15 protein-coding genes are annotated in these 17,949 nt (G+C 36.1%); 13 read left to right on the plus strand and 2 right to left on the minus strand.

Translation table 11 applies throughout. The annotated features are described in order from the left end of the window. Positions 1-113 precede the first annotated feature (113 nt). Complete coding sequence (locus C8N37_RS21030; RefSeq protein WP_094772111.1) at positions 114-782, minus strand: hypothetical protein; 669 nt, start codon at positions 780-782, stop codon at positions 114-116. A 129-nt stretch (positions 783-911) separates the two neighbouring features. Between C8N37_RS21030 and C8N37_RS21035 the strand changes: the two genes are divergently transcribed. From C8N37_RS21035 to C8N37_RS21060, 6 genes are all read left to right on the plus strand, one after another. Next, the gene (locus C8N37_RS21035; RefSeq protein WP_108160769.1) at positions 912-1,133 is read left to right on the plus strand and encodes a helix-turn-helix domain-containing protein; all 222 of its coding nucleotides are present in this window, start codon (positions 912-914) and stop codon (positions 1,131-1,133) included. A gap of 255 nt (positions 1,134-1,388) precedes the next feature. Continuing rightward, positions 1,389-3,830: an ABC transporter permease gene (locus tag C8N37_RS21040; RefSeq protein ID WP_108160770.1), complete on the plus strand. Its 2,442-nt coding sequence runs from the start codon at positions 1,389-1,391 to the stop codon at positions 3,828-3,830. Between the two features lie 467 nt (positions 3,831-4,297). After that, entirely contained in the window at positions 4,298-6,742 is a 2,445-nt protein-coding gene (locus C8N37_RS21045) for an ABC transporter permease (protein ID WP_108160771.1), read from the plus strand. Between the two features lie 230 nt (positions 6,743-6,972). Beyond that, positions 6,973-9,369, plus strand: coding sequence for an FtsX-like permease family protein (locus C8N37_RS21050; RefSeq protein ID WP_108160772.1), 2,397 nt, complete (start codon positions 6,973-6,975; stop codon positions 9,367-9,369). 131 nt (positions 9,370-9,500) lie between these two features. After that, entirely contained in the window at positions 9,501-10,160 is a 660-nt protein-coding gene (locus tag C8N37_RS21055; RefSeq protein WP_108160773.1) for an ABC transporter ATP-binding protein, read from the plus strand. A gap of 78 nt (positions 10,161-10,238) precedes the next feature. Further along, positions 10,239-11,087 (plus strand): transglutaminase-like domain-containing protein, encoded by an 849-nt coding sequence (locus tag C8N37_RS21060; RefSeq protein WP_108160774.1) that lies wholly within the window; start codon positions 10,239-10,241, stop codon positions 11,085-11,087. Between the two features lie 4 nt (positions 11,088-11,091). Here the strand turns inward: C8N37_RS21060 and C8N37_RS21065 are convergent, their stop codons facing one another. Beyond that, the gene (locus tag C8N37_RS21065; protein ID WP_108160775.1) at positions 11,092-12,222 is read right to left on the minus strand and encodes a hypothetical protein; all 1,131 of its coding nucleotides are present in this window, start codon (positions 12,220-12,222) and stop codon (positions 11,092-11,094) included. Positions 12,223-12,377: 155 nt separating this feature from the next. Here C8N37_RS21065 and C8N37_RS21070 point away from each other — a divergent pair, with 155 nt between their 5' ends. The 7 genes from C8N37_RS21070 to accC all read left to right on the plus strand — a co-directional run bounded on the left by C8N37_RS21070 (position 12,378) and on the right by accC (position 17,902). Then, the gene (locus tag C8N37_RS21070) at positions 12,378-13,028 is read left to right on the plus strand and encodes an epoxyqueuosine reductase QueH (RefSeq protein ID WP_045755113.1); all 651 of its coding nucleotides are present in this window, start codon (positions 12,378-12,380) and stop codon (positions 13,026-13,028) included. A 108-nt stretch (positions 13,029-13,136) separates the two neighbouring features. Beyond that, a complete protein-coding gene (locus C8N37_RS21075; RefSeq protein WP_108160776.1) occupies positions 13,137-13,673 on the plus strand; it encodes a YceD family protein in 537 nt (178 codons plus the stop codon). Positions 13,674-13,687: 14 nt separating this feature from the next. Continuing rightward, entirely contained in the window at positions 13,688-13,879 is a 192-nt protein-coding gene (rpmF, locus tag C8N37_RS21080; RefSeq protein WP_021192035.1) for a 50S ribosomal protein L32, read from the plus strand. A 106-nt stretch (positions 13,880-13,985) separates the two neighbouring features. Further along, positions 13,986-14,924, plus strand: a complete 939-nt coding sequence (plsX, locus tag C8N37_RS21085) for a phosphate acyltransferase PlsX (protein WP_108160777.1) — start codon at positions 13,986-13,988, stop codon at positions 14,922-14,924. Between the two features lie 5 nt (positions 14,925-14,929). Beyond that, complete coding sequence (locus C8N37_RS21090; RefSeq protein ID WP_108160778.1) at positions 14,930-15,919, plus strand: beta-ketoacyl-ACP synthase III; 990 nt, start codon at positions 14,930-14,932, stop codon at positions 15,917-15,919. Between the two features lie 80 nt (positions 15,920-15,999). Next, positions 16,000-16,470, plus strand: coding sequence for an acetyl-CoA carboxylase biotin carboxyl carrier protein (accB, locus tag C8N37_RS21095; protein WP_108160779.1), 471 nt, complete (start codon positions 16,000-16,002; stop codon positions 16,468-16,470). Positions 16,471-16,552: 82 nt separating this feature from the next. Continuing rightward, positions 16,553-17,902, plus strand: a complete 1,350-nt coding sequence (gene accC / locus C8N37_RS21100; RefSeq protein WP_108160814.1) for an acetyl-CoA carboxylase biotin carboxylase subunit — start codon at positions 16,553-16,555, stop codon at positions 17,900-17,902. The last annotated feature ends 47 nt before the right edge of the window (positions 17,903-17,949 follow it).

Raw genomic sequence — 17,949 nt, forward strand, 5'->3', positions numbered from 1 at the left:
CGATCAATTAACAGTCGGTGTATAAATGTTGTGCTTGTAAGGCTTAAGATTTTGAGATGACTTCGAGCCTGAATTTAAAAACAGTGCTCAATTCTCTATCTTTTCGTGAACTGTTATACCTGTAAATAAGCAAAGCCAGAAAAGTTCTTTTTACTTGAAATCCTTTGTTCCAAATGATATTCTTCCTTCTTATCTACATAATTTTGTAAAACAACTTTCAGATTTTTAGGAGCTATAGAGCTATCAATTGCATCTTGACATTTATATAATATTTCATACGCGAGTCTTTCTTGTGTAAAATATCCTTTCTCAAATAGCTTATCCATTAAATTCTTTAATTGTTCTATTTCATTAGCGGTTGAATTGCTAAAGCTATCAATATCATGTCTGGAGTCCATTAACAAAAAAATGGTTTTAAAAGCTTCTTTGTTTTCATCCAGCTGTTTGAGCTCATAAATCACACGATCACTACAAATAGTTTTAAACATCTTATAATTAAACTTTTGATGATCAACATCAACAGAATTAGGATAAACTACGCCAGCATTATAATCTAACACCTGTGTAAACACGAAGAGATCATGGGCATAGATACTCTTTATCTTGAAACTTTCTATTTTTTCAATAAAGTCATCTTCTTTTCCCATTAAAAATGAAACTTCTTCTGTAGATAGATTTTTTGCTGTCCGGAGTAGCATCATGCGGTATAAAATGATGATTTCAATTTCACTACACCGAATTTTGTACTCTTGAGTTGTTGGGGGAGATTGCTTCTTTTTCATAATTACAATTTATATAGATATTCTATACAAAAGAAAGGAATAACTAGCAATATTCAAAATGTTTGTATATATAATAACAACATTTAATATATTTAGCTATACACATGAATAGAAAAATAAATATACTGTATGACAAAACTTGGAGAAATTCTAGCAAAAAAATCTGTCAATAAATCAATGGTATCGCGCAAGACAGGATTAAGTAAAGCACGAATCAACGAACTCACCATGAATGATACGGCAAAATTAAGATTAGATGAAATGTATCTCATTGCGCTAGCAATTGATAGTGATCCGAATGAAATGATGCTTAGATTATGTGAAGATCTACGTTTAAAAGATACAATTTAACCGTATCGAAGCGATGGCCAGTACCTAAAGACAGATTTAAGTCCTACATGATTTTTGAGCTTAAATCATATAGCGGACTAAAACATTTGTACGATATTGAACGTAAACTGTTCGTTATCGTACAAGATTTAGCAGTTAAAAAAACATAAAAACTTAATATACAAATATTTGCACATTTGGCAATGCAATTGTTTTCATGATAATAGACTCCTTATTATCATGATATAATGGGCTACCTAGAAAAATACAATTGTTATGTTCAGAAATAATCTTAAAATCGCTTGGCGGAATATCACAAAGAATAAACTCTATTCCATCATCAAAATTGGTGGATTTGCGTTTAGCGTATCGATCTGTATTCTCATTGTTTTATATATTAAACATGAAACGAGCTATAACAAATTTTATCCAAATGTAGATCGGATCTATCGCATTGTATCACAAATTCCAAATGGGGACGATGTGATGAGGGGATTATCTTTGACAGCTCCTTCTGCTCAAGCCATAAAAGATGAAGTTCCAGCAGTAGAACAAACTGGTCGTATATTGCCTAATCCACTTTTTGGCGCGGGCGGGAATCAATTGACCCTAGGTTCTAAACCTGACAATTATTATGACGATGGATTTGTTTATATTGACCAGTCCATTTTAGAGATGTTTCCTTCACCAATTATCTATGGACAACTGGTGCATGCCTTGGATAATCCCAATACCATTGTCATTACAAAAAGTAAAGCGGCCAAATATTTCAAGGATAATCCAGTTGGTCAACAAATATACCTCAACAATGATAAATCGAAACCCTACACGATAACGGCTATCATTGATGATATTCCAAGGAATTCAACGCTGTATGGCTATACATTTTTTATGTCTTTAGCCGGTGAGCCTTTTTATCCTGGCGAACAAAATAATTGGATGGCCACAAACTATACGGTGTATGTGAAACTGAAAAAAAATAGCGATCCAGTACATACGCAAGATATCATTCAAAAGGTGTACATAGAAGGCCATCTCATACCAGAAACATTGAAAGCAGGTGGTACAATTAAACCTTTCATTTATCAGTTAAAAATGACTTTACAGCATGCATCTGATATCCATCTGTATTCTTCAGGTATTCGTGACGATAAAGTGTCTACGCTCAATCGAGGAGACATTAAAATGATATGGGCATTTGCATCTATTGCTGGTTTTATCTTACTGATCGCTTGCATCAATTTTGTCAACCTTTCCACTGCAAATGCGGCGACTAGGGCGAAAGAAATTGGAATTCGTAAAACCATAGGTTCTGACCGAAAATCCCTCATTCGCCAGTTTATGGTAGAAGCACTATGCTATAGCTTAATCTCCTTGATCATAGGACTTTTATTAGCTTGGATATTATTACCTTTATTTAACAACCTTGCGAACAAAAGTTTGGAGATTCCACTATTAAGCTGGTATTTTATACCAACACTGATCATTGCTTTCATATTTATTGGAAGCTTGGCGGGTATTTATCCTGCTCTTTATCTATCTGGCTTCAAACCCATTTCAGCATTAAAAAACAAACAGCAATCGAGTCCAAGAAGTTCTATGTTACGCAATGGTCTTGTCACTTTTCAGTTTGCGACCTCTATTATTCTTATCGTGAGTGCACTTGTTGCCAATCAACAGGTCAATTTTATTTTGAATAAAGATCTAGGATTCAGCAAAGATCAGGTCATCGTATTACGAGGAATCAGCACGTTATCCCAGGATTTGGGAAGTTTAAAAAATGAACTAAAATCTCTTCCTTCCGTTGCTGATGTTTCTATAGGAGATTACTCGCCTGTACCTATCGATGGTGTGAAACGAAATGGGAACTCCTTTTCACTTGATGATAAAAAAGATGTACAACTTCCTAGAGGTGCACAATTCTGGCTTGTTGACGATAGTTATTTATCCACATTTGAATTGCGGTTGTCTGAAGGACGCAATTTCAATCCCACATTAGCTTCTGATAGTTCTGCGACTATTGTGAACAAAACACTTGTGAAACAATTGGGAATTGCTCATCCTATTGGAACAAAAATCAATAATGGTCAGGTTTTGACGATCATAGGTGTAGTGGACGACTTTATATTTGAATCATTAAAGGAGGAATCTGGACCAGTCGCTTTAGCTCTTGGAAATAGCCCTTCTTTGTTATCCATAAAAGTTAAAGCTGGCCACATGGATCAATCTCTTGCTCAGATCACCAAAGTATGGGATAAATTTTCTCCCAATCAAAAAATCAATTATAGTTTTTTAGATGAAGGTTTTGAAAGTTTATATCAGGATGTTGAACGGACAAAAAATATTTTCACCAGCTTTGCCTTTATTGCTATTTTCATAGCATCACTCGGGTTATTTGGACTCGCTACTTATATCACTCAACAGCGTACAAAAGAGATCGGAATCCGCAAAGTGCTCGGAGCAAGTAGTATAAGTCTTTTGAAACTGCTTTCCAGCAACTTCATAAAATTAGTATTTATTGCTATCGTAATTGCAGTTCCTATTTCTTGGTGGTCTATGAATACTTGGTTACAAGACTTTAACTATCGAATAGAGATCAATTGGTTATATTTTATATTAGCGGGTTTGTCAGCTATTCTTATTGCTATCGGTACCATCAGCTTCCAGACTTTAAAGGTTATTCGTACCAATCCTGTAGATAGCCTGCGTGATGAATAAGGGTGTCTAAAATAAAAAAGAGTTTAATGTTTGTTTCAAATCTCTTGTAAAAAGAGACTAATATGTTTATGTTATGCCGGCTATTCAATCATGAATAGTCGGCATTTTTTATAAGACAGTGATCGGTATTAGAATGTAAAATTGAGACCAATTGCGATTGGCTTCTATCATATTCATGACCATAATGGATGGATAATAAGCAAAGTGATATACTATTAAATGGATTGACGTGAACTTTAAGGAGTAGGAAAGCTCTATTCATTTAGTCTATGGTAGACCATATGCTGACTTTAAACAGTTGTACGATACTGAACGAAAACTGTTCGCAATCGTACAACACCAATTGCTAATAAAACACATAACTGTTTGACAAATAACCATATAACACTTTGGCAACACGATTGTCTTCATAGGCATGAGGCATTATTATCTTGATATGATGCTCTTAATAAATAAATGTTATTGTTATGCTCACAAATAATCTTAAAATCGCTTGGCGGAATATCACAAAGAATAAACTGTACTCCAGCATCAAAATTGGTGGATTTGCTTTTGGTATTGCTATCTGTTTATTGATTGTTCTCTATATTAAACATGAAACTGGTTACAATAAGTTGTACCCTGCTATGGAGAGGGTTTATCGTCTTGTTGTTCAGGCACCAGAAGGTAATAAAATCAATCGATGGGTATCTCTTTCTGCTCCTGGTGCGGCCACATTAAAAGATGAAATTCCTGCTATAGAAAGTTCGGGACGTATGCTTCCTAATCCTCAATTCGGTGCAGGTAGCAATCAATTGACTATTAATAGTTTGCCTGAAAGTCATTATGATGATGGATTTGTTTATATCGATCAATCCATATTGGACATGTTTCCCTCTCCTATGCAATACGGTCAATTGCAACATGCGTTAGATAAACCGAATACCGTGGTTCTGACAAAAAGTAAGGCAATTAAATATTTTAAAGGAAATCCTATTGGACAACAGATCTATTTAAACAATGACAAATCCAAGAGTTACACCATCACAGGGGTTATCGATGATATCCCTAGCCATTCTACATTATCTGGTTATGGTTTTTTCATGTCACTGGCTGGTGAACCATTTTATCCAGGTGAACAGCAGAAATGGACGAGCAATAATTATACGATCTATATCAAATTGAAGCCTGAAACAAATGTCAGCCTCGCAGAGCAAGAAATTTTCAAAACTTACATCTCCGGACATTATATTCCTGAATTGATCAAAGCTGGAAGAAAAGTTGGTCCTATCGTGAATCAAATTAAAATCAAGCTTCAAAATGCGCTGGATATCCACCTATATTCAGCAGACATCGAAGATGATCGCGTATCAACATTGAATCGTGGTGATATTCGTATGGTATGGACTTTTGCTGCGGTAGCTTTTTTTATTTTGTTGATTGCAGGTATTAATTTTGTCAACTTATCAACTGCTAATGCAACAAATAGAGCAAAGGAAATAGGTATTCGTAAGACTATTGGTTCGAGCAGGAATAGTTTGATCAGTCAATTTATGATCGAAGCATTAAGCTATAGCTTTCTATCTTTACTCTTAGGTGTTCTTTTAGCAAATCTGCTATTACCACTTTTCAATAACATCGCTAATAAATCAATTCAGATGCCATGGTTCAACTGGTATTTCATTCCTTCATTGGTACTTGCTACTGTTATCATCGGTGTTGTAGCCGGTATTTATCCTGCGCTCTACCTTTCTGGTTTTAGACCTATCGCGGCATTAAAAAATAAATTAGTCGGTAACGTACGCAAACCCTCGCTGAGAAATGGTTTGGTCATTTTTCAATTTGCGACCTCCATTATTTTAATTATTGGAGCACTCATCAGTAATCAACAAATACAATATATCCTTCAAAAAGATCTGGGGTTTAGCAAAGTTCAGGTGATCGTCCTTCGTGGATTGAATGCTGTCGACGATAAATTAAGCCCACTTAAACGTGAACTTTACACCCTTCCTACTGTCAGCCATGTTTCTATTGGCGACTATTTGCCTGTTCCGATCGATGGAGCGAAGAGAAATGGTAATGCTTTTTGGTTGGATGGGAAGCGAGAACAAGACTTGGCAACACAGGGGCAATTCTGGAGAATAGATGAAGAGTATCTTGACACTTATGGAATTAAATTGATTGAAGGGCGTAATTTTAATCCGGAAATGGCTTCGGATAGTATGGGCATCATTGTCAATAAACAAATGATAGCAGAACTGGGCATAAAAAATCCGATTGGCTCAAAAATCACAAATGGGGAGACCTGGACGATTGTAGGTGTGGTCGATGATTTTATTTTTGAATCTTTAAAAGGTGAGGGCATTGCTCCTATCGGTTTGGTGTTGCGCGATAGCCCTTCTCTGTTGTCCATTAAAGTACAGCCTCAACACATGGACGAAACATTGGCTTCGATCACCAAGGTTTGGAATCAGTTTAGTCCAAACCAAAAGATCAATTACAGTTTTATGGATGAAGGTTTTGAAGCTTTATATCAAGATGTAAAACGGACAAAAAATATGTTCACCTGCTTTGCTGTAGTTGCTATTTTTATCGCTTCACTGGGTTTATTTGGTTTGGTAACCTATATTACTCAACAGCGGACTAAAGAAATAGGTATTAGAAAAGTGCTTGGAGCGAGCCATATGAGCTTGTTAAAATTACTGTCAGAGGATTTCATAAAACTGGTGTTTGTCGCCATTGTCATTGCCATACCAATCGCTTGGTGGGCAATGAACCAATGGCTTGCTGATTTTAATTACAGAATTAATATCAATTGGGTATATTTTATTGTTGCTGGAGGATCTGCCATTTTGATCGCCTTATTGACGATTAGTTTCCAAACAATAAAAGTGATCCGTACTAACCCAGTGGATAGCTTAAGAAATGAATAGTTAAGCGCAACTAATGGATCTTCTGTTGGACGGAGAGATGTTTTCAATTCGTAAAAACACGTTGTCCATAACTGAACGTTTACTGTTCGATATTGAACAGTAACAACAGGTATAGAAACAATAACATACTGATAATTAGATTGTAATTAAAATGGCAAAGCAATTGTATTCTTTTATTTATAGAATAAAGACGCAAATTTCATTTTTAATTATAAAAAAATAAGCGACATATGATCTTAAATGAAATCAAAATTGCATGGCGGAGCCTTTATAAGAACAAGGCTTTTTCCTTGTTAAATACATTTGGATTGATGTTAGGCTTTACTGGTTTTCTCTTATCCTATCAATATATTAATAGAGAAACAAGTTATGATAAATGGAATCCGAATTATGATCAAATCTATTTGGTTGGACTAACGGATAAAGGTGGTTTTTCGGATGAAACAAACGTCATGCTTGCTCCTTTACTAAAAGAAAGCCTACCAGAAATCGTAACCGCTGGTCGAAAAATCAATTATAATTTTGGGACTTATCCGCTATTTGGTGAAAATACGGTATTGGTTAAAAATGCTGCAGTGATAGATTCGGCAGCTGCACATATTTTTCAAGTAGAAAATAAGACGGGCAGCTTATACAGAAGTAAAATACAAAATGAAGCTACCTTAGTAAAGGAGACTGTTGCACAAAAAATATTCAAAAAAGGTGATCTAAATTTTGATACTCCCAAATCCATTCCTGTTTTAAGTTTACAGCTGGATCAACATGAATTTATTTATGGAATAAGTAAAGATAATGGTCTTTCTTTGATTGATCATGATCTACTTGTTATAAAGGAACCTGAGGATGTGTTTGCTGGCGAAAACCCTTTTTCATACCAAACATATATTCAGGTAAAAGATGGAACAAATATTCCTGAATTGGTTAAAAAAATCGATGCCCTCTACCAAGACAAAATCGCTTCAAAAGTACAACCTCCGACTTTGATGAAAGGTGAAATTTACTTAGATCCTTTATCTCATTTGCATTTAAGACCTAAAACGGGTAGCAATACCCCTTATCTGATGCTCTGGATAATCGGAAGTATATCCATTATTATCCTGATTTTAGCTTCAGCTAATTTTGCCAATATGATCATTGCACAGGCTGATCGAAGAATCAAAGAACTGGCATTAAAAAAGATTTTAGGGAGTTCTCGTTGGGCTATTATTCGTCAATTACTTTTAGAGGTGTTTATACTCACCTTTATCGCGGCTGCCTGTAGCTTTATGATCCTGAATATAACAGGAAATATATTACAAAAATGGTTTAATGACGACTTGAAACAATATATATTAAATCAGGATACGCTATTATATCTGTCCATCGGAATCGTGGGTACAACCTGTTTATCCGGTATTTATCCTGCCTTTGTTCTTTCGGGATTCAAATCTGTTCATTTGCTAAAAGGGAAACTTAATCACACTCAGGGCAAAAGTATGCTCCAAAGCAGTTTGTTGGTCTTTCAAATCAGTGTAGCATTACTTTTTATCAGCGGGATGATTGTCATACATAGTCAAATCAACTATATCCAAACCACGGATAAAGGATTCGAACCTGAGCAAGTCATCAATTTTAAGGGCTTGGGGATGTATTATGATAATAAATTGGATGGTACTTACCAAAACTTAAAGGAAAGGCTGGAGCAAAATCCCAGTATCTTATCAGTAGCTTCGGCTACAAATATACCTGGAGAGGCAGAGCTTCCACTAACAGTACAATTTAAACATAATCACAAGCAACTTGATCTGGAACATATCGGAATTGATAAAAATTATTTTAATACGTTGAATATAGCTATACTAAAAGGAGATATCCCTATTTCAATCAAACAACTTCTTCAGGACTCATCGTCACACTATGCTGTGATCAATGAATCCGCAGCAGCATCCTTAAATGTAGATCAACCTATCGGGGCTCAGATAGCAGGCTGTGATGTGAATTTTCAAATCGTCGCGGTAGTAAAAGATACAAAAGCCTACGGCTTTGAGAATAATGTTAAACCGACTGTCTACTCTTATAAAAATGAATGTGGAACAGTCAGACCTCAGGGCACATTAATGGTAAAAGCGATCAAAGGAAAAGTTGATCAGGCTATTGAGATCGTAAAAAAAGAATGGCAACAAAATCCATCGACAAAGTCACTGCCTCTTGAATATGCTTTTATGGATCAACAATATGCTTTGTTGTACAAAAAGCAAGAAGAAATGCAGACTGCTTTTAATAGCTTTACTTTTTTAGCGGTTATCATTGCCGCTCTTGGTCTTTTTAGTATGGCTGCTTGTCAAGTAACCGTACGTAAAAAGGAAATGAGTGTACGCAAAGTTTTAGGTGCTTCTGTCAAGACGATTTTCATACAGCTGAATAAGCCCTTTTTTCAACTTTTTGTTATTGGTGGATTAGTCTCTATTCCACTGACTTATTTGATCCTTAATAAATGGTTGGAAAATTTCGCTTACCGAATTGAACTGCAATGGTGGTACTTCACGATTGCCCTGGCAATTATTTTCATTATCATTTGTATTTCCATCGGCTACCAAACTATACGAGCAGCAAAAGCTAACCCGATAGATAGTCTAAGAAATGAATAGGGTATACATGATGTCATGTGTTGACCTAAGTACCGACTGAAATCGCGATAAAACAAGAACTTATTAGTAAGTATAAAAAATGCTTTTGGCATTGTTAACAATTAAAAATAACCAACGAAAAGATAGATAAAATGATACAGTTAAAGCACTTATTTAAATGGTATAATGTTGGAAGTACTCGTTCATTTGTACTTAAAGATGTGAGTCTAACTATTGAAGAAGGAGACTTTATTTCCATCATGGGACCATCGGGTTCTGGAAAATCAACGTTGTTGAACATCATCGGTATGCTCGATGCTCCAGATGAGGGAGAGTACTTCTTTCAAGGTGAAAATGTCTTGGATCTTAAACAGAAGAAAAGAACACAACTTTTTCAATCGCATATGGGATATGTCTTTCAATCTTATCATTTACTGGATGAGATGACCGTATATGAAAATATTGAAACACCACTAATCTATAAAAACAAATCTTCGTCTGAACGTAAATCTATCGTCAGCGATTTATTAGATCGTTTTAACATCGTAGGAAAAAAAGATTTATTTCCATCACAATTATCTGGGGGACAGCAACAAATTGTAGGAATTGCTAGAGCTTTGGCGGGTTCTCCTTCTCTCCTATTGGCTGATGAACCCACCGGTAATCTAAATTCCAAACAAGGGGAAGAAATCATGGAATTATTTCAACAGCTCAATGCCGAAGGGGTCACCATCATTCAGGTGACACACTCTGAAAAAAATGCCACTTATGGGAAAAGAACCATTCACATGCTGGATGGTCAATTAAAGTAATTTTTTAACCATATACCTAAATATATCCCTGCATATGCATCATTTGGCATATCGCAGGGATTTTTATTAAATTTGTATATGGAAGAAAAAGAATTACAGGCTTTGGTACACCTATTGGATGATCCGGATCAACTTATTGCTGAGGAAATTGAAAATAAGCTCTTAAGTTTAGGTCCTGATATCATTCCCTCTCTTGAAGAATATTGGGAATCGGCATTTGATCCTTATATCCAAGAGCGGTTAGAAAAAATTATCCACGCGATACAATTTGATCAAACGAAGAGTGAGCTTTTAGTTTGGAAAATGAGCAACTCATTTAACCTCCTAGAGGGCTTATTGATTATTAACAGCTACCAATACCCTTCTTACAATAATAATCTCATACGCATCACCATAGAGGAGCTAAAACGAGAGATATGGATGGAACTGCGCTATGAAATGACTCCTTATGAAAAAGTATCCTTGATGAATTATGTTTTATTTGAAAAATTTGGTCTTTCAGGAAATACAAATGACTATCATAATCCTCAAAATTCATTTATTGGAAGGGTATTGGAATCCAAAAAGGGAAATCCGTTAACACTTTCTTGTATTTATAGCATCGTTGCTCAAAAATTAGATATCCCGATTTTTGGCATTAACCTGCCTAAACATTTTATTCTATCTTATTTAGCTGAGAACCAAACTGAGGATCACTTATTATTTTATCTAAACGCTTTTAATAAGGGGCAAGTGATGCAGAAGGCTGATGTGATTTCATTTCTGAAACAGCTTAATCTTCCATTATCAAAAGAATTTATGATGCCTTGTGACAATGTAACGATACTAAAAAGAGTATTACGCAATCTTGTCACGGCTTATGAACAAAATGAAAGTGCCAGTAAGAAACAAGAAGTCGAAATACTCTTTAAACTCTTAGAAGATTAGTAGATTATAAATCTTCTCCTGGTCCTCTTGCATCCAATGATAAGGCAACGGGGGTCAATGTATATTGTTTGATCTTATTTGGAGCTACATTGCCTGTATCATTAATTAAGAAACGGGAAACAATTTTCGTATCTCCATCGGCTACATAAAGGTATTTTGCTCCATCGCGATTGTCTATCGCAACATCCAATGGTCTTACTAAACCAGTTGCGCTACCTGTAATAATACGTGTGGGTTCAATTGCACGATCACCTGTGGCCGATAATAACGAAGAAGCTTTTTCAAACAATAAGATCCGACCAACTTTTGCGTTTCCTTCAGTTCCTGCTGTATAACAGGCTACCGCCAATAAATCTTGGCGTGCCGAATAACTAAATCCTCTCACTTCACCCTGATTTGCGATCGTTAAAACCGCTTTTGGTGGAAATTGAGTTGCTGTTAAAACTGAATCTGCAGGAAGATTTTTTCTCAATATATCTCGAAATATGGCTATTCCTCTCTTCTCCCCTGTGACTGACATTAATAAATCGGCATTATCTTCGGTGTTCTTAAAAGCCATCGTCCAAGGAGTAAGTGTTCCTAAGGCTATTTCCTGAGATCTTTTAGCTTTTCCTCTGAAATTTCCAGGCTTTTGAAATAAGTAAATATGTGAAGGATTGGATCCAGCACCAAGATTAGACACGTACAGATTTTCAGAACCCTTATTATAATGATAAGCTAATCCCGTCACATTTCTCAATAAACCATTTGAAATTAAGCCTTTATAAGCAGGAGCTCCTGTCTTTGCATTTACAGACATGACTTGAATACTTGTATCATTTACCGAGCCAGCACCATTAGCACTGCTTTGAAAAATAAACTTTGCAATTGGGCTAAAGGATATTCCGGCACCACCTTTTATTCCTGAATTATAAGATAAAGCAGGTTCGAAAGTTAAAGTATCAGCACGATCAATGATATCAATATTATTGTAGGGAGGCCGAGATTCATCCAATTGAAATTCGGAAAAAGAAATATAAAGTCTGGAAACAGAAATCTTTGCTAAAGCTGGTTCATCGTCTTCTCGTACACAAGAAGTTAAACATGTTACAATCGCAAAAAAAAGCAGTGTGATATATAGTGGTAGTGATTTCATTTTTAATCTGATATAGGTACAAATTTACAAATATGATCGAATATAAAGATAAAAAAAGAGAGATTCAGTATGCGCGTATAAATTCTATTTCTCAAATATTTGTTAGTTCAGTACTTTTTGAGTAAAATTGCCAAACTTTTATCAGTAAAATAGCAATGGAAGAGAAGGAGTTCATCAGAGAAAAGTTAACATTACCTAATGAAGGCAAGAATTTGCTTTTGCATTCTTGCTGTGCGCCCTGTGCTGGTGAAGTAATGGAAGCTTTGATCAGCTCAGATATCAAATTTACGATCTATTTCTACAATCCCAATATTCATCCTCGTAAAGAGTATGATTTACGGAAAGAGGAAAATATTCGTTTTGCAGAAAAACATCATATTCCTTTTATCGATGCAGACTATGATGTAGATCATTGGTTTGATCTGGCAAAAGGAATGGAGAACGAACCTGAGAAAGGTATTCGTTGTACGATGTGTTTTGACATGCGCTTTGAGAAAACAGCAGAATATGCTGCTGCAAATGGATTTGATGTGATTTCAAGTTCACTTGGAATCTCCAGATGGAAAAACATGGATCAGATCAACGATTGTGGTGTGCGTGCTGCATCCCGTTACGAAGGGATGGATTACTGGACATTCAACTGGAGAAAGAAAGGCGGTGCCATTCGCATGTTAGAAATATCTAAAAAAGAACGGTTCTACATGCAAGAATACTGTGGCTGTGCTTACTCTTTACGAGACACCAATCGGTGGCGAATGGAAACTGGTAGAGAAAAAATAGAGTTAGGTAAAAATTATTATGAATAACCGCTTGCTGAAAGGCATATAAGTGAATTAAGATTGAAATATATTTTTAAAAAAAAGTTTCAATTCTAACTTATTTATATATACCTTTGCAGGCTCAAATGCAAGATTGTGAAACATCTAAAACAATACAGAATACCGTTTTCGGGGCTAAATGCAGGGAAGCACAATTTTGAGTTTGAAATAAATAAAAAGTTCTTTGATTGTTTTGAGCATTCCATTGTTAAAGATGGTCATCTAACAGCAAATGTCGAATTACAGAAGCAAGAAAATTTGCTTATTCTGAATTTCACAGTTGTTGGGGATATCCAATTGACATGCGATATTTGTTTAAGCGAGTTTCCATCGCCGATAACAGTGAAAGAACGGATATTAGTCAAATTCACAGCTGAGGACTGGACAGATAATACAGAAGAAGTATTGGTATTATCTAAAAGCGATCATGAGCTAGACCTGACTGAATTGCTATATGAGTATATCAATTTGGCAGTCCCTTTGTTTACGAAATGTAGTGATCAAGGAAGAAATATTACTTGTGATCCTGAAATGTTAGCACATATATCCATTGAGCAACCAAAGGAAGATCAAGCAGAAGAAGAAAACATTGACCCACGTTGGGCCGCATTAAGAAATATTAAAAATAACTAAAACAGAAATACGAGATGGCACATCCAAAGCGTAAGACTTCTAAATCAAGAAGAGACAAAAGAAGAACACATTATAAAGCAGACAGACCTAGCTTAAGCATTTGTAAAGAAACTGGTGCAGTTCATTTACCACACCGTGCATACACTGTAGATGGTAATTTGTACTACAACGGTAAATTGATCATTGAAAATACAGCTGTTGTCTAACTTAGATCTTTCAGAACATAAAACATCCCAAAACGAGTATAATTTTCAAATTATACTTTAATTTGGGATGTTTTTTGCGTATTATTGACTTGAAAAATAATCACGAATGAAGATTGGTTTAGATATTTTAGGTGGCGATTATGCCCCTAAAGCAACAATATTAGGTGCTATAGAAGCTCAACAACTCTTATCAGAAGATCAAAAACTTGTTCTTTTTGGTGATGAGCAAGAGACGAAGATACTTATTGAGAAAGCGGGGGGTAATCCTTCAGACTTTGAATATATACATGCACCCGAAAATATCAGTATGGGTGAACACCCTACTAAAGCGATTACACAAAAACCTAATTCTAGTATAGCCAAAGGCTTTGAATTACTAAAAAATGGGGAAATTGACTCTTTTGCTTCTGCCGGTAATACTGGTGCGATGCTTGTCGGATCAATTTTTAGTGTAAAAACAGTACCCGGCGTATTAAGACCTGCTATTACGACCATTGTCCCGAAGCTAAAATCTGGTTTTGGATTACTACTTGATGTCGGCGCTAATGCAGATTGTAAACCCGAAATGCTCAATCAATTTGCCATTTTGGGAAGCTTGTATTCGCAGCACATGTTTGGCATCCCTTCGCCAAAAGTGGGTTTATTAAACATCGGTGAAGAAGAAGAAAAAGGAAATATCCTAACCACAACCACCTATCCCCTCTTAAAAAATAACGATCGTATTAACTTCATCGGAAATGCCGAAGGCCGAGATCTGTTTTCAGATATTGCTGACGTATACGTTTGTGATGGTTTTACAGGGAATGTTGTTTTAAAGCTAGCAGAATCATTTTACGTAGTAACTTTGAAAAAGGGATTCAAAGATGAATTCTTCGATCGATTCAACTACGAGCAATATGGAGGTAGTCCTGTTTTAGGAGTTAATGCTCCTGTTATAATAGGCCATGGAATTTCGACTCCTCAGGCTATTAAAAATATGGTTTTACAATCTAGAGATATGATCCAGTCAGATTTTATTGACAAAATCAGATCTGCTTTTAATTAAATTATATGTCAAAAATTCATGCTGCAATTACGGCAGTGGGGGGATATGTACCTGATTATATCCTCACAAATAAAGAGCTGGAAACTATGGTTGAAACCAATGACGAGTGGATTGTATCTCGTACGGGTATCAAAGAACGTAGAATCTTAAAAGGAGAAGGTAAAGCGACTTCAGACCTTGCTGTACCTGCGGTACAACAATTATTGGAAAAAAGAGGAATAGCTGCTACAGATATTGATTTGATCATCTTCTGTACGAGTACTCCTGATATGCTTTTCCCAGCTACAGCCAATATCTTAGCAGATAAAATTGGAGCTAAAAATGCTTGGGGTTATGATCTACAGGCTGCTTGCTCTGGATTTCTTTTTGGATTGACAACAGGGGTTCAATTTATTGAATCGGGCAAACACAAAAAAGTATTGGTAGTCGGTGCTGATAAAATGTCATCAGTAGTGAACTACCAAGATCGTAATACTTGTATTTTATTTGGCGACGGCTGCGGTGTGGTTTTATTGGAGCCTAACACTGATGGAATGGGTATTCAGGATAGTATCTTGAAAACGGATGGTTCTGGTGGCCAATATTTAAATATTAAAGGTGGTGGTTCTTTGAACCCTGCATCGCATGCTACTGTAGACGCTGGTTTGCACTATGCTTATCAAGAAGGAAAAACCGTATTTAAATTTGCTGTTACCAACATGGCTAATGTAGCGGCCGAGATTATGGAGAAAAATAATCTCCAAGCGTCGGATATCGCTTATTTAGTACCGCATCAAGCTAATAAACGTATTATCGATGCAACGGCAGAACGTGCTGGTCTACCAGAAGAAAAAGTAATGATTAATATTCAAAAATATGGTAATACCACAAGTGCCACTATTCCTTTATGCTTATGGGAATGGGAAAATAAACTAAAAAAAGGGGATAACCTGATTTTGGCAGCTTTTGGCGGTGGATTTACTTGGGGATCTGTATACTTAAAATGGGCTTACTAAGTACAAATATTATTTTGTAGCTTTGAAGGCTGTTTTAAGATTTTTAATAATTAACACTAAAATATTTAACCTGCATAACTATGGGTATGGACATTAAACAAATTCAAGACTTGATTAAATTCGTTTCAAAATCAGGTGTGAATGAAGTAGCAATCGAAGAAAAAGATTTCAAAATTACGATAAAAACAAATCAGGAGCCTACATATGTAACAGCTTCGGTTCCAGTTGCAGCAGCACCAATGGCAGCGGCTCCTCAACCTGCAGCAGTTACTCCAGCAGCTGCTCCTGCGGCAGTTTCTGAGGACGCTAATTTTATCACTATCAAATCTCCAATGATCGGAACTTTTTACCGTTCTGCGGGACCAGGTAAACCATCATTTGTAAATGCTGGTGACGAAATCAATACCGGTAATGTATTGTGTATCATTGAAGCGATGAAATTATTCAATGAAATTGAATCTGAAGTTTCAGGTAAAATTGTTAAAATCTTGGTAGAAGATGCTCAACCAGTTGAGTTTGATCAACCATTATTCTTGGTAGATCCTAGATAAACAATCGCCAATATTTTTATTGTCGATCAACATGAGCGCACAGCAACTGTGCACTCATACCTCAAAACTTACAGAAAATACAATGTTTAAAAAAATATTAATAGCTAATAGAGGAGAAATCGCTTTACGTATCATCCGCACATGTCGCGAAATGGGTATCAAAAGTGTAGCCGTTTATTCAACAGCTGATAAGGATAGTTTACACGTTCGTTTTGCGGATGAAGCTGTTTGTATCGGTCCTCCTGCCAGTAAAGATTCTTACTTAAACATCCCAAATATTATCTCAGCTGCTGAGTTAACAAATGCAGATGCGATACATCCTGGATATGGTTTCTTAGCAGAAAACGCTCGGTTTTCGGCAATATGTGCACAATATGGTATCAAATTTATTGGTCCCACTGCTGAGCAGATTGAAAAGATGGGCGATAAATCTCAAGCAAAAGATACCATGAAACAAGCTGGCGTACCTACGGTACCTGGTTCAGATGGTCTTTTGAGCTCATTACAAGAAGGTATTAAACTTGCTAAAGAAATCGGATACCCGGTTATCATTAAAGCTACGGCTGGTGGTGGCGGTAAAGGTATGCGCATTATTTGGAAAGAAGAAGAATTTGAACATGCTTGGGATTCTGCACGTCAGGAATCAGCTGCTGCCTTCGGTAACGACGGTATGTATCTAGAGAAATATGTAGAAGAGCCAAGACATATTGAAATTCAAGTAGTAGGTGATCAATATGGTACTGTATGTCACTTATCTGAAAGAGATTGTTCTATTCAACGTCGTCACCAAAAATTATTGGAAGAAGCTCCTTCTCCTTTCATTACACCGGAATTACGTCAGAAAATGGGCGAAGCGGCAATCAAAGGCGCTAGGGCTGTTAACTATGAAGGTGCAGGTACAGTAGAGTTTTTAGTTGATAAAAACCGTAACTTTTACTTCATGGAAATGAATACACGTATTCAAGTGGAGCACCCAGTAACGGAGGAAGTCATTAATTTTGATTTAATCAAAGAACAGATCAAAGTTGCTGCTGGCATCCCGATTTCAGGAAAAAACTACGAGCCTACGATGCATGCTATCGAATGCCGTATCAATGCTGAAGATCCATTTAACAACTTCCGCCCATCACCAGGAAAGATAACTAATTTCCATTCACCTGGTGGTCATGGTGTACGTATCGATACGCATGTATATGCTGGTTACACAATTCCACCATATTATGACTCGATGATCGCTAAGGTAATCTGTGTGGCACAAACGCGTGAAGAAGCCATTTCAACAATGGAAAGAGCTTTAAGCGAATTTGTTATCGAAGGTATTAAAACAACAATACCTCTTCATTTACGCTTAATGCGTGATCCTAACTTCAGAGCAGGTAACTTTACAACCAAGTTTATGGAAAGTTTTGACCTTTCTGAAGATCATGTATAATAAAATTATCTTTACATAGATAAAAAATACCATTCTTTTCAATAAGA

It is taken from the genome of Sphingobacterium faecium, assembly GCF_003054045.1.
GTDB classification, from domain to species: Bacteria; Bacteroidota; Bacteroidia; order Sphingobacteriales; family Sphingobacteriaceae; genus Sphingobacterium; species Sphingobacterium faecium.

What these genes read in the sequence shown, in the direction of transcription:
- C8N37_RS21090 (WP_108160778.1), top strand. Translation starts at nt 14,930, where the DNA reads ATGTCAAAAATTCATGCTGCAATTACGGCAGTGGGGGGATATGTACCT.
- C8N37_RS21035 (WP_108160769.1), top strand. Translation starts at nt 912, where the DNA reads ATGACAAAACTTGGAGAAATTCTAGCAAAAAAATCTGTCAATAAATCA.
- plsX (WP_108160777.1), top strand. Translation starts at nt 13,986, where the DNA reads ATGAAGATTGGTTTAGATATTTTAGGTGGCGATTATGCCCCTAAAGCA.
- C8N37_RS21040 (WP_108160770.1), top strand. Translation starts at nt 1,389, where the DNA reads ATGTTCAGAAATAATCTTAAAATCGCTTGGCGGAATATCACAAAGAAT.
- C8N37_RS21050 (WP_108160772.1), top strand. Translation starts at nt 6,973, where the DNA reads ATGATCTTAAATGAAATCAAAATTGCATGGCGGAGCCTTTATAAGAAC.
- C8N37_RS21065 (WP_108160775.1), bottom strand. Translation starts at nt 12,222, where the DNA reads ATGAAATCACTACCACTATATATCACACTGCTTTTTTTTGCGATTGTA.
- C8N37_RS21070 (WP_045755113.1), top strand. Translation starts at nt 12,378, where the DNA reads ATGGAAGAGAAGGAGTTCATCAGAGAAAAGTTAACATTACCTAATGAA.
- C8N37_RS21045 (WP_108160771.1), top strand. Translation starts at nt 4,298, where the DNA reads ATGCTCACAAATAATCTTAAAATCGCTTGGCGGAATATCACAAAGAAT.
- rpmF (WP_021192035.1), top strand. Translation starts at nt 13,688, where the DNA reads ATGGCACATCCAAAGCGTAAGACTTCTAAATCAAGAAGAGACAAAAGA.
- accB (WP_108160779.1), top strand. Translation starts at nt 16,000, where the DNA reads ATGGGTATGGACATTAAACAAATTCAAGACTTGATTAAATTCGTTTCA.
- C8N37_RS21030 (WP_094772111.1), bottom strand. Translation starts at nt 782, where the DNA reads ATGAAAAAGAAGCAATCTCCCCCAACAACTCAAGAGTACAAAATTCGG.
- C8N37_RS21060 (WP_108160774.1), top strand. Translation starts at nt 10,239, where the DNA reads ATGGAAGAAAAAGAATTACAGGCTTTGGTACACCTATTGGATGATCCG.
- accC (WP_108160814.1), top strand. Translation starts at nt 16,553, where the DNA reads ATGTTTAAAAAAATATTAATAGCTAATAGAGGAGAAATCGCTTTACGT.
- C8N37_RS21055 (WP_108160773.1), top strand. Translation starts at nt 9,501, where the DNA reads ATGATACAGTTAAAGCACTTATTTAAATGGTATAATGTTGGAAGTACT.